At 71.1% G+C, this 13292-nt stretch carries 6 protein-coding genes; 5 read left to right on the top strand and 1 reads right to left on the bottom strand.

Going from position 1 to position 13292, the window contains the following annotated elements; genetic code table 11:
- Positions 1-151: 151 nt before the first annotated feature.
- Positions 152-1546: a sigma 54-interacting transcriptional regulator gene (locus VF647_04760; GenBank protein ID HEX8451386.1), complete on the bottom strand. Its 1395-nt coding sequence runs from the start codon at positions 1544-1546 to the stop codon at positions 152-154.
- 420 nt (positions 1547-1966) lie between these two features.
- On the opposite strand from VF647_04760, the gene VF647_04755 reads away from it, so the two are divergent.
- From VF647_04755 to VF647_04735, 5 genes are all read left to right on the top strand, one after another.
- Positions 1967-4456, top strand: coding sequence for a TonB-dependent receptor (locus tag VF647_04755; GenBank protein HEX8451385.1), 2490 nt, complete (start codon positions 1967-1969; stop codon positions 4454-4456).
- 194 nt (positions 4457-4650) lie between these two features.
- A complete protein-coding gene (locus VF647_04750; protein HEX8451384.1) occupies positions 4651-5070 on the top strand; it encodes a YciI family protein in 420 nt (139 codons plus the stop codon).
- A 498-nt stretch (positions 5071-5568) separates the two neighbouring features.
- Positions 5569-9666, top strand: a complete 4098-nt coding sequence (locus tag VF647_04745; protein ID HEX8451383.1) for an SNF2-related protein — start codon at positions 5569-5571, stop codon at positions 9664-9666.
- A 117-nt stretch (positions 9667-9783) separates the two neighbouring features.
- A complete protein-coding gene (locus VF647_04740; protein ID HEX8451382.1) occupies positions 9784-10659 on the top strand; it encodes an SWIM zinc finger family protein in 876 nt (291 codons plus the stop codon).
- A gap of 371 nt (positions 10660-11030) precedes the next feature.
- Positions 11031-13220: a M3 family metallopeptidase gene (locus tag VF647_04735; GenBank protein HEX8451381.1), complete on the top strand. Its 2190-nt coding sequence runs from the start codon at positions 11031-11033 to the stop codon at positions 13218-13220.
- Positions 13221-13292 lie beyond the last annotated feature (72 nt).

Below are 13292 nucleotides of genomic sequence, written 5' to 3'. Positions count from 1 at the left end.
CCTCCTGCGCCTCCTTTCCCGCGTGCGCGTCCCGCGCCTTCGCCGCCCCGCCGCCGCGCCGCCGCCGCCCTCCGCCCGCGGCGACGCGCCCCGTTCCGCGGCCGACCCGTGGGAGGGTGAGGCCTTCATTCCGTGAGGGGCCAACCGCGCGTCAGGGGGCAGAATAGAGGGGAGGGGCCGCGACGTGCTGCCGCCCCTGTGCCCTGCGCATCTGCAGCGCGCGGTCGGTCACGCCCAGGCGTTGGGCTGCGCGCTGCAGGTTCCCCTCCTCCGCGCCCAGGGCGAGGCGGATCGCCGTCTCGGACGCGAGGCGGCCGATGTCCTTGAGTCCCACCCCCTGCGCCAGCGCGCGGCGGAGGGATAGCTCGAGCTCGGGATCCGGCCACGCGCCGCCGGGGCCGGGCGGGCGCTCGTCGTGGGGGAGGTCGCCCAGCGTGACCGGACCGGGGCCCACGTGGCGGTAGGAGATGCGCGCGGCGAGCTGCTTGAGATCGCGCACGTTGCCCGGGTACTCCCGCCCCAGCAGGAGCTCGCGCACGGGCTCGTCCAGCTCCGGAGGCGGCCCCCCGGCGCCATCCGCCAGGAAGTGCAGAAAGAGGGGGAGGATGTCTTCCGGACGGTCGCGCAGGGGCGGCATGCGGCAGGTGACGGTGGCCAGGCGATAGTACAGGTCCGCGCGGAAACGCCCCGCCGCCACCTCCGCCGGCAGGTCGCGGTGGGTGGCGCACACCAGGCGGAAGCGCGTCTTGAGCCAGGCGTTGCCGCCCACCCGCTTGTACGTCCCCTCCTGCACCACCCGCAGCAGCTGTGCCTGCAGCGAAAGGGGGAGCTCGCCCACCTCGTCCAGAAAGAGGGTGCCCCCATCCGCCATGGCGAACGCGCCGTCCCGCCCCCGCTCCGCGCCGGTGTACGCGCCACGCTCGTGCCCAAAGAACTCGCTCCCCGAGAGTTGGGGAACGATGGTGGTGCAGTCCAGCAGCACCAGCTCGCGCTTGGCGGGGCGCGGGTCCAGCGCATGGACCAGCCGCGCCACCAGCTCCTTTCCCGTGCCAGACTCGCCCGTAACCAGCACCGGCGCTTCGGTGAAGGCCGCCACCTCCACCACGTGCCGCAGCAGCGACCGCCACGCCGGCCCGCGTCCCACCAGGTTTTCCGTCACCCGCGGCGAGCTCACCAGGCGGTCCACTTCGGCCCAGCGCTCGAAGCGCGCGGCCGCCTCGGCCGCGGTGTCGCCAGTGCCGCGGGTACGCGGGAGCACGTCGCTGGCGCCGGCCCGCACCAGCCGCCACGCCGCCCCGCCGGCCAGCGCGCGGGGCGCCGCCCCCACCGCCAGCACCCGCTCCGCTCCGCCGCCGCTCGCCTCGCCCACGAAGGCGCACACCTCGTCCGTCACCTCGTCGAAGACCACGACCCCCGGTCCGTGCGGCCCGTCCCGGTCCAGCGGGTACGGACTGAACCCCGCGGCCGCCAGTCCGCGGGCGAGCGGATCGGCGCTGAATGGCTCTACCGCGCCAATGCCATGGAACCAGAGGGCCGCGTGCGCCAAGGAATGGCCCTGTGGGACAGGGACTTGACGACAGCTCTCCCGGAGTCGGGATCGCCGGAGGGGGCGGGCGATCAGGGCAAGCCCCGTTCCAGACAAATTGTAAGGCGCGGTTCCCCGCTACCTCGCTGCCCCGCATCGACTTGGCGGATCCGGGCGGTCGAGGCAGCCTGCTCGATAGCGCGGCGGCCGGGGCGCCGGCGCTACACCGTGTCGTCCCACAGGTGCCACATCCGCGCGGCGCCACGCAGCGGTGCAGGCTCCAGCCGGGTTCATTCGCGTTTGATTAAGGTGCGGGGCCGGGCGAAACCCGCGCGGCGGAGGAGCCGTAGCGCACTCTGTCCGCATTCGCGGCACGCTCGCCGGGGATCGTCATGGCATGGCCGTGGCGGGTCTCCATCCCCCCTCCTGGAGGTGCTTCCCATGCACCGGTTCCTTTTCGCCACTCTCGCAATCACGGCCCTGGGCGCACCCGCGCTACAGGCACAGACTCCCGGTCAGCCGCCATCCGCACAGCGCCGCGCACCGCAGCCGCCCGCCGCCGGGCCCGGTGAGATCCGGGGGACGGTGGTGGATGCGGGGAGCAGCGCGCCCGTCGCACGCGCCAGCGTGGCGGTGCTGAGCACGCGCGACTCGGCGCTCGTCGCGGGCGCCATCGCGCGGCCGGACGGGACGTTCCGCATCCAGGGGCTGCGCCCGGGGACGTACTACCTGCGCGTGAGCATGATGGGCTTCACGGCGCAGACCACCGGCCAGCTCACCGTGGCCGAGGCATCGCCGCGCGCCAACGCGGGGAGCGTACGGCTGGCCCGCTCCGCCGTGCTGCTGGAGGGGCTGGAGGTGACGGCGCAGCGCCAGGCCGTCACCATCGCGCCGGACCGCAACACCTACCAGACCCGCGACGTCGCCCCCGCGGCCACCAACGCCAGCGAGGTGCTGGAGGCGGTGCCCTCGGTGCAGGTGGACGCGGACGGCAAGGTGAGCCTGCGCGGCAACGAGAACGTCGTGGTGCAGATCAACGGCCGCCCGTCGCCCATCCGCGGATCGCAGCTCGCGGGCTACCTCAAGCAGCTTCCCGCCAACACGCTGGACCGCGTGGAGGTGGTTCCGAATCCGTCCGCCAAGTACGACCCGGAGGGGATGGCGGGCATCATCAACATCGTCCTGAAGCAGAACGTGGACCTGGGACTGAGCGGCGGGCTGACGCTGGGCGCATCCACGGCCGACCGCTACACGGCGGCGGGGAACGTGGGGTACCAGCGCGGCCCCGCAACCTTTTCGCTGAACTACGGCTTCACCAGCGATGACCGCGCACTCGTGGGGATCAACGACCGCACCCGGCTGGGCGCGCTGAAGGCTCCGCTCTCCTTCACCGAGCAGGACATCCGCGGCAGCAACGGGAACGGGGGGCACAACCTCAACGCGGCGGTCGACGTCCGGCTGAGCGAGCGCGACGTGCTGTCCAACGCCCTGCAGCTCAACTCGCGCGGATCGACCGAGGAGTCGCGCAGCGCGTACACCGAGCTGGACGCGACGCGCCTGCTGCTGGACGCGTACGACCGCGTGCGCGACTCGGACCAGGATGCGCGCATGCTGGACTACACGCTCGCCTTCAAGCGCACCCTGCAGCCGCAGCGGCACGAGATCGCGGCCGAGGTGCGCATCAACCAGATGGAAGACGACGACCGCACCGCGCTCTTCCGCCAGACGACGGCGGGCGGCCTGCAGCTGGACGCGGAGAACAACGTCACCGACTCGCGCTCGCGGCAGCTCACGGCGCAGGTGGACTACACGCGCTCCCTTTCGCCGCAGCTCAAGCTGGAGACCGGGTACAAGGGGAACACGCGCGCCCTCGATCGTGACTACACGGTCCTCAAGGACCCGCTCGGCACCGGCCAGTGGGTGCGCAGCGACCTGAGCAACGCGCTGGAGTTCGACGAGAGCGTGAACGCGGTGTACGGCGTGCTGAGCCGGGGCGGGCCGAAGACGGAGCTGCAGGCCGGGCTGCGCGCGGAGTACGCCAGCCGCGACTTCTCGCTGGCGGACACCGGCGAGCGCTTTCCGTACGACTACGTCAGCTTCTTCCCCAGCGGGCTCGTCAGCCACAAGCTGAACGACCGTACGCAGGTGAAGCTGAGCTACTCGCGCCGCATCCGCCGGCCGGGCACGCAGGAGCTGAACCCGTTCCCCGCGTTCTTCGACCAGCAGAACGTCTTCCTGGGGAATCCGCGGCTGAACCCGGAGTACACGGACGCGCTGGAGCTGAGCCTTCAGCAGTCGATGAAGCTGGGCACCGTGCAGCTCTCGCCCTTCTACCGCCGCACCACGGACGTCATCCGCTTCATCATCAACACGGCGGACACGGTTGCGGGGCGCGAGGTCACTTCGGTGAGCTTCAAGAACCTGGAAACCGGCAGCTCGTGGGGCGCGGACCTGAACGGGACGATGCGGCTGGGACAGGCGTTCAACGGGCTGGCCGCGTTCAACGTCTTCCAGATGGTGACGGACGGCGGCGGCGAGTCGGCCATCTCGTCGAACGCGGTGACGTGGTCCGCGCGGTTCAACGGCACGCTCAACGTGAGCCCGCGCACTTCGCTCAGCGCGTCGTACTTCTACCGCGCGCCGATGGCCATCGAGGGCGGCCGCTTCGAAGCATTCTCGATCGCCAACCTTTCGGTGCGGCAGAAGCTGTACGGCGAGAAGCTGAACGTGACGCTGCGCCTGTCCGATCCGTTCAACACGCAGCGCTTCCGCGTGCGCGCCGGCGACGACAACGTCCTTCAGATCACGGAGCGGGCGCAGACTTCGCGCGCGCTGCACCTGACCGTACAGTCCACCTTTGGCCGCCCGCCCCGCGTGCGGCAGCCCCGCCCCGAGGCGCAGCCCGCGTCGACCTCGCCGTTCCCCGGCTAGCTCGCGGGTTGGCGGAAGAACAGATGCGGCCCCGTGCTTCGGCGCGGGGCCGCTCTCTCGTGCGCCGCCGGAACTTGATCGCATCGCACTGCCCGGCTACTCTGTCGCCTTCCACGTGTCGATTCCGCCGCGGCTCGTTCGACGTACAGGTAGAACGCGGTACAGATCCCAAACCGATTACAAGGATACGACCGATGCGAGTCATGGTTCTGGTGAAGGCCAACGCCGATTCCGAGGCCGGTGTGATGCCCACCGAAGAGATGCTGGCCGAGATGGGGCAGTACAACGAGGAGCTGGTGAACGCGGGCGTGATGGTGGCGGGCGAGGGGCTCCACCCCACTTCGCGGGCGAAGCGCGTGCGCTTCAACGGCAAGGAGCGAACGGTGATCGACGGGCCGTTCACCGAGACCAAGGAGCTGGTGGCCGGGTTCTGGGTGTGGCAGGTGAAGGACATGGACGAGGCGGTCGAGTGGCTGAAGCGCGCGCCGTTCCGGGATGAGGAGCTGGAGATCCGACCGATCTTCGAGGCGGAGGACTTCGGCGAGGCGCTCACGCCGGAGCTTCGCGAGCGCGAGGAGCGGCTGCGGCAGAGGGCCACGGCGCAGCAGGGGTAGGGGGGCCCCCTCCCCCGCTCGTTCCTCGCGACCCCTCCCCCAAACTGCGGGGGAGGGGTGTTCGCGTGTATTTGTGTGCGGCGGGGGGGGTGCGGGCGAACGGCACCGGGGGCTGAAGCCCCCGGCTGGAACCACGCGAAGCCCACTGAAGTGGGCTCGCCAATTTTCAGTCATCCTGAGCGACGCGCTGCTCCGTTCTCGCCCGTGCTCTGTACTTGGGCGCGGAGCGAAGGATTACTGTGCGTGGTGAGGGGTTGGCTCTTGGACGCCGGCCTCGTGTGTTGCCGGTAGATCCTTCGTTCGCCGCAGGAGACCGGCGTACGGCGCGGCGTCTGGGCGGGCGGCTCGCTGAGGATGACAAAAGGGGCTAGGGACGCACTCACGCACTAACGCACTCACGCACTTCCCTCCCCCTGGCCGCTTCTTTGCGAGCCTCCCCGCTCCCGGCCGCGGAAAGCGCGCAGCCCTCCACGAAGCACGAACGCCGACCGAGCTGTCTTGATCGTCCTGCACGCATGCTGGAGCCATCCCACGCTGCGGGTTTGGGGTGAGTCGGAGCATCGAAGGGTGGGGGTGCGGCGGCGCGCCGCCAACCACCCGCCCTCCAAGCCGTGGCCGCACCCGTTCGCCGCGGAGTGGCGCGAGCTCCACGACGCCCTGGAGCGCGTGGGGCTCACCGATTGGAAGGACGCGGCGCGCCAGGACCTCACCCTGCGCATCCCGTCGTATCCGCGCACGCCACAGGCTTCCCCCCAGGCGCACCGCTTCGAATCGGCGGAGGCGGGCGAGGGGGGCGTGGCGAGCGCGCTGTGGACGATGCCCGCCGTGTACCTCTCCGGGACGACCTCCCGGGCGATGGACTTCCTCCTCGCGCTCCCCGCCGCGGCGCCGCAGGGGGTGGCGATCGGCGATACGCTGCGCGGGATGGCGGAGGTGGCGAAGCTGGCGCTGGAGCTGGTGGCCAGGGGGCGCGTCCTTCCCGTGCTGGAGCGGCCATCCGGTCGCGGGTGGACGGTGGGATGGCGCCCCGTGCTCTCCGATCCGGCCGACGAGGAGCGCTTCGCCGTGCTCGCCCGCGCGCTTCCCGGCGCGTGCTGGGCCGCGGAGCCCGCGCGCGAGGACGACGGCGTCGCCGGGCTGCTGGCGACGCTGGTGGACCGCTGCGTCCGGCAGGCGCTGGTGGGGAGCCGCGTGGTGCCGCCCCGCAAGGCGCGCCGCTCCGCCGCCGAGTGGTGGCTGATCGCGCTCACCGACCGCTTCGGTGCCTTTAGCGCCGACGCGCACACGGTGGAGCCGCTGGCGAACGCCCTCGCGGCGTGGTCGAGGAGCATCGTGCCGCCGGGGCGCGGCGGCGTGCGCACCTGCTTCTTCCTGACCCCGCCTGCCGGGGCTGAGGAGGGCTCCACCCTGGACGATCCGTGGCTCCTGGACTTCCTCCTCCAGTCCGTGGACGATCCATCGCTGATGGTGACCGCCGAGGAGGTGTGGCGCTCGCCGGGGCCTATCCGCGTGCTGCGCTCGGTGGCGGACCCGCAGGAGCGGCTGATCGCGGACCTGGGCCGGGCGATGCGCCTCTTTCCGCCGCTGGAGCCGGCGCTGCGCACTCCGCATCCCACGCAGGCGGAGCTGACGGCGGAGGAGGCGTTCCGCTTCCTGCGCGAGGGGGCGCCGCTCCTGTCTCAGGCCGGTTTCGCCGTCCGCGTGCCGCCCTGGTGGAACCGGCCCGCGGCGCGTCTCGGCGTCAAGCTCCGCGCCCGCCCCGCCGTCCCGCGCGAGAACGGGCCCGGGCGTTTCGGGCTGGATGCCATCGTCGCCTACGACTGGGAGGTGTCGCTGGGCGGCGCCTCGATCTCGGCCGAGGAGTTCAGGGCGCTGGCCGGGCGCAAGGTGCCGCTGGTGCGCTTCCGCGGCGAATGGGTGGAGCTGAAGCCGTCGGAGGTGGAGGCGGCGCTGCGCATCTTCGACCGCCACGCCACCGGCGAGATGACCGCCGCCCAGCTCCTGCGCCTCGCTGCCGGCGCGGAGGAGGTGGCGGAGGGGCTTCCCCTCTCCGGCGTGGAGGCGGAGGGCTGGGTCGGCGACCTGCTGGCCGGTGCGGGCGATGCGCAGGCCAGACCCGTCCCGACGCCCGCTGGCTTCAACGGCAAGCTGCGGCCTTACCAGCGCCGCGGCGTGGGGTGGCTCGCCTTCCTCGACGGGCTGGGTGTCGGCGCCTGTCTGGCGGACGACATGGGGCTCGGGAAAGCGCAGCCCCTGGATGCAAAGGTCCTTACGCCCGACGGGTGGAAGGCGATGGGCGACATCCGCGTTGGGGACCAGGTGATCGGAAGCTCGGGTGAGCCGTGCAGCGTGACCGGCGTGTACCCGCAGGGCGAGCGCGAGGTGTTCCGCGTCTCCTTCAGCGATGGCAGCTCTACGGAGTGTTGCGACGAACATCTCTGGCGCGTGTTCTCGCCCGTGCAGAAGATGCGGGGCACACCGCCGAAGGTGCTGCCGCTGAAGGAGATCCGCGAACGGCTGCGGGATGCGGCCGGGAATGCACGCTGGTTCATTCCGATGGTGGCGCCGGTCCAGTTTCGCGAGGGTGCGCTGCCGCTGGACCCGTACCTTCTCGGCGCGCTGCTGGGCGACGGCGGGCTCGCGCACGGGGTGATCTTCTCGACCGGGGAAGCCGAGATGGTGGAGCGAGTCGCCGCACGAATTCCCGAGGGCACCCGGCTCGTCTACGCGAAAGCGGTGGATTATCGCATCTCCGGTCCTGCCCGCGGCGCGCGTAACGTTGCGCGAGATGCTCTGCAGGAGCTGGGGCTGTTCGGCTGCAGATCGGAGACGAAGCACATCCCCGACGTCTACAAATTCGCCTCGGTCCAATCGCGCGTCGCGCTGCTCCAGGGCCTGCTGGACACCGACGGGCACGTGCGGCCCAACGACAACAACATCGAGTATCTGTCGGTCTCGCGGCAGTTGGCGGAGGACGTGGTCTTCCTGGTGCAGTCGCTCGGCGGGCGGGCGCAAATCCGCGTGAAGCCAACCGCGCGGCAGACGGCGTACAGGATGAGCATCTGCCTTCCGAACACGATCGCGCCCTTTGCGTTGCGCCGCAAAGCGGAGACGTATCGCGGACGGGAGAAGTACCCGCCCAGCCGCGCGATCGTGGACGTCCAGCCGGTGGGGATCAAGCCGGTTCAGTGCATCGCCGTGGACGCGCCGGACAAGCTCTACGTGACGGATGACTTCATCGTCACCCACAACACCGTCCAGCTCCTCGCGCTCCTCATGGCAGAGCGCGCGGAGAAGGGGCGCGGAAAGATGCGCCCGCCGCCGACGCTCCTCGTGTGCCCGATGTCGCTGGTGGGGAACTGGCAGAGGGAGTCGGCGAGGTTCGCGCCGGGGCTCGAGGTGCACGTGCACCACGGGGCGGAGCGGCTGAGCGGGGCGGCGCTGCAGGAGGCCGTGCGCGGGAGCGACCTCGTGCTCACCACGTACGCACTCGCCGCGCGCGACCGCGACGAGCTGGCATCTGTGGAGTGGGGGCGCGTGGTGCTGGACGAGGCGCAGAACGTCAAGAACGCGGCGGCGCGCCAGTCGCAGGCGGTGCGCGCCTTTCGCACGCCTCGCCGCATCGCGCTCACGGGCACACCGGTGGAGAACCGGCTGGCGGAGCTGTGGTCGATCCTGGACTTCCTCAACCCCGGGCTCCTGGGCCCCGTGTCCGCGTTCCGCCGCCGCTTCGCCACGCCCATCGAGCGCTTCCACGACGCAGAGCGCGCCGCCGAGCTTCAGCGGCTGACGCGTCCCTTCATCCTTCGCCGCCTGAAGACGGACCGCCGCATCATCCGCGACCTGCCTGAGAAGCACGAGATGCGCGTCTTCTGCAACCTGACGCGCGAGCAGGCGTCGCTCTACCAGGCGACGGTGGACGAGATGCTGGCCCGCATCGAGGCGAGCGAAGGCATCGAGCGGCGCGGGCTGGTGCTGGCGACTCTCACGCGGCTGAAGCAGGTGTGCAACCACCCCGCGCACCTCCTCCGCGACGGATCGGCGCTGGAGGGGAGGTCTGGGAAGGTGGCGCGGCTGGAGGAGATCCTGGAGGAGGTGCTGGAGCTCGGCGACCGCGCGCTCGTCTTTACCCAGTTCGCGGAGATGGGGCATCTGCTGCGCGGGCACCTGGAGGCGCGCTTCGGGAGCGAGGTCCCCTTCCTGCACGGCGCCACTTCCAAGACGGCGCGCGACTCGCTGGTGGCGCGCTTCCAGGAGGGCGACGGGCCGTCGATCCTCCTCCTCTCGCTCAAGGCGGGCGGCACGGGGCTCAACCTGACGGCGGCCAATCACGTGATCCACTTCGACCGCTGGTGGAACCCGGCCGTGGAGGACCAGGCGACCGACCGCGCCTTCCGCATCGGGCAGCGGCGCGACGTGCAGGTGCGGAAGCTGGTGTGCGCCGGCACGCTGGAGGAGCGCATCGACGCGATGATCGAGGAGAAGAAGCAGCTCGCCGAGAGTGTGCTGGGCGCGGGCGAGGCGTGGCTGACCGAGCTTTCGACCGCGCAGCTCCGTCAGGTCGTCGCGCTGGCGGCGGATGCGGTGTCGGAATGAGTAAAGCGACGGGAGCCTCACGCGAAGACGCAAAGGCGAAAGAACTTCGCGTCTCTCCTTCGCGTCTTCGCGTCTCCGCGTGAGACCGTTGTTGCCGTTCTTCGGTGGAGGTACGCGATGAGGGATAACTGGTATTTCGACGCGGGGCCGCGGCGGCCGGCGAGAGATGGGATCGCGGCGCGCAGCACGCACGGGGACATCGGCGAGAGCTGGTGGTCACGGCGGTTCATCGCGGCGCTCCATGAGGTGGCGGATACGTCGCGGCTGGGGCGGGGGCGGAGCTACGCGCGCAGCGGCCAGGTGATGGATCTGCAGGTGAGCCCGGGCGAGGTGACCGCGATGGTGCAGGGCTCCGATCCCAGGCCTTACCGGGTAAAGATCGGGCTCGTGCCGTTCACCGACGAGGAGTGGGCGCGCGCGGAGGAGGCGCTGGCGGGGCAGGCGCTCTTCCTGGCGGCGTTGCTGGCGGGGGAGATGCCGCGCGATGTGGAGGATGCGTTCACGGCGGCGGGGCTCTCGCTCTTCCCCAGCTCGCCGGACGAGCTCACGACCGTGTGCTCGTGCCCGGACGCGGCCAACCCGTGCAAGCACATCGCGGCCACCTTTTACATTCTAGCCGAGGCGTTCGACGACGATCCGTTCCTGGTGCTCGCATGGCGCGGGCGCACGCGCGAGCGGCTGCTGGAGCGGCTTCGTGAGCTGCGTGGTGCTCTGCCCGCGGCGGCTGAGGACGCGCCGGAGGTGGCGCCGGTGCCCCCGGCGGACTATTGGAGGGCGGGGCCGGAGCTGGCGGCGCTGCACTTTACTCCGCGCGCCACCGGGATGCCGGACGCGGTGCTTCGCCAGCTTGGGCCGTTGCCGCCAGAGGCCGGCGGCGAGCGCATCCAGCAGTCGCTCTCGCAGGCGTACGCGCTGTTTACCGCCGCCGCCGAGCGGCGCGCGTTCGCGGATGTGGATGGGGCGGTGGAGGGGGGCGGGGGCGCGGGGGAGTGAGGGCGGCGTTCGCAGGGTTCGGGGCGCGGGCGGGCACGGGCAGCCACGTGGGGCGGCCCCTACGGGTTTTGGGGTGATGCACGAAGATGGGGTGGCGGCGAGGGTGGGCAGACACGCAGGTCTGCCCCTACGGATTTCGGTGCGTGGAAGCGGGCGGCGGGGAGGGGCGAGGCACGGGCGCGATGAATCGCGCCCCTACAGGATCGTTGCGTTTCGCGGCTGAAGCACCGCGCGGGCCGATGACATCTCCCCCCTCTCCCAGCGGTTTGGGAGAGGGGGGCCGCGGGGGTGAGGGAACCCTGCCCGCTTCCGCTGGTACCGGGGGCGCGCGGGGGAGAGCCGCGCGCGACAGAACTCCAACCCACGCACACATGCGCCACCTGACACTCGCCCGCACCGGGGCGGTCGTGCTTGCGACCGCGGCCGCCGGGTGCGCCAGCGTACAGACCATGGATCCCGCGACTTCCCGCGCCGACGCGCCCGCGCAACAGGCGCCCGCCGCGGCCTCCAACAACCCGCTCCTCGCCCCCTGGACCGGACCCTACGGCGGCGTTCCACCCTTCGACCGGGTGCGGGTGGAGGACATCAAGCCCGCCCTCGAAGCCGCCATGGCCGAGAACCTGGCCGAGGTGGAGCGCATCGCGAACGACCCCGCCGCGCCCACCTTCGAGAACACGCTGGCGGCGATGGAGCGCGCGGGCGGGGCGATGGAGCGCGTGATGACCATCTTCGGGATCTGGAGCGGGAACCTCAACACCCCCGAGTTCCAGAGGGTCGAGAGCGAGATGGCGCCGCGGCTGGCCGCCTTCAACGACCGCATCACGCAGAACGAGGCGCTCTTCCGCCGCATTCAGGCGGTGTACGAGGCGCGCGAGACGGCGGGGCTCACGCCGGAGCAGAAGCGGCTGGCGTGGTACTACCACAACAACTTCGTGCGCGCAGGCGCCCGGCTGGACGCGGCGAGCAAGGCGCGCCTGTCCGAGATCAACCAGCAGCTCGCCGGTCTCTTCACCCGCTTCGGCCAGAACGTGCTGGCGGACGAGACCGAGCAGACGCTGGTGCTGCGCAGCGAGGCCGAGCTGGCCGGCCTTCCGCCGGAGCTGCGCGCTTCCGCGGCGGCGGCGGCGGCCTCGCGCAACATGCCGGGCACGTGGGTCATCACCAACACGCGCTCGTCGGTCGATCCCTTCCTCACCTACTCCGAGCGGCGCGAGCTGCGGGAGAAGGCGTGGCGGATGTTCGTCAACCGCGGCGACAACGGCGGCGAGCGCGACAACAACGCCATCATCAGCCAGATCCTGCAGCTCCGCGCGGAGCGGGCGCGGCTCCTGGGGTTCCCCACGCACGCCCACTGGCGGCTGGAGAACACCATGGCGAAAACCCCCGAGCGCGCCATGCAGCTCATGACCTCCGTATGGACGCCGGCCGTGGCCCGCGTGCGCCAGGAGGTGGCCGACATGCAGGCGCTGGCCGACGGTGAGGGCGCCCGCATCAAGATCGAGCCGTGGGACTACCGCTTCTACCAGGAGAAGGTACGCAAGGCGCGCTACGACCTGGACCAGAACGAGGTGAAGCAGTACCTGCAGCTCGACCGGCTGCGCGAGGGGATGTTCTGGGTGGCGGGCGAGCTGTTCGGGATGCAGTTCACCCCCGTGACCGGCGTCCCCGTCTACCACCCCGACGTCACCGTGTACCGCGTGACGGACAGGGCCAGCGGGCGGCAGATCGGCCTCTGGTACTTCGACCCGTACGCGCGCCCCGGCAAGCGGTCGGGGGCGTGGATGAACGCGTACCGCAACCAGTCGCGCTTCGACGGCGAGGTGACGACGCTCGTCTCCAACAACTCGAACTTCGTAAAGGGCCAGGGGAACCAGCCCGTCCTGATCTCGTGGGACGACGCCACCACCCTCTTCCACGAGTTCGGGCACGCGCTGCACGGGCTGCTCTCCAACGTCAACTACCCGTCGCTCTCCGGTACGGCGGTGGCGCGCGACTACGTGGAGTTTCCGTCGCAGCTGCTGGAGCACTGGCTCTCGACGCCGCAGGTGCTGGAGCGCTTCGCCCTGCATCACCAGACGGGGCGGCCGATTCCGCAGGAGTTGGTGGACCGCATCAAGCGCGCGTCGACCTTCAACCAGGGGTTCGGCACCACCGAGTACCTGTCCAGCGCGCTGATCGACATGAAGCTGCACCTGGCCGGCTCGCAGCAGATCGATCCCGACGCCTTCGAGCGGCAGACGCTGGCGGAGCTGGGGATGCCGGCCGAGCTGGTGATGCGCCACCGCACGCCGCACTTCGGCCACGTCTTCGCGGGCGACGGCTACTCGGCGGGCTACTACAGCTACCTGTGGTCCGACGTCCTCACCGCCGACGCCGCCGAGGCGTTCACCGGCGCGGGCGGCTTCTACGACCGCGCCGTGGCCGAGCGGCTCCGCACCCTCCTCTCCATCGGCAACACCGTTGACCCGGCCGAGGCGTACCGCGCCTTCCGCGGCCGCGACCCTTCCACCGACGCGCTCATGCGGAAGCGCGGGTTTCCGGTGACGGCTCCGCAGCGGTAGACAGCCAAGCTCCCCCTCTCCCAGGCAGTTTTGGGAGAGGGGGATGCGTCGCGGAGCGACGCTGGGGGTGAG

It is taken from the genome of Longimicrobium sp. (genome assembly GCA_036387335.1).
GTDB lineage: Bacteria > Gemmatimonadota > Gemmatimonadetes > Longimicrobiales > Longimicrobiaceae > Longimicrobium.
The sequence above is the reverse complement of the archived record's forward strand: the minus strand, read 5'-3'. Positions and strand labels throughout refer to the sequence as shown.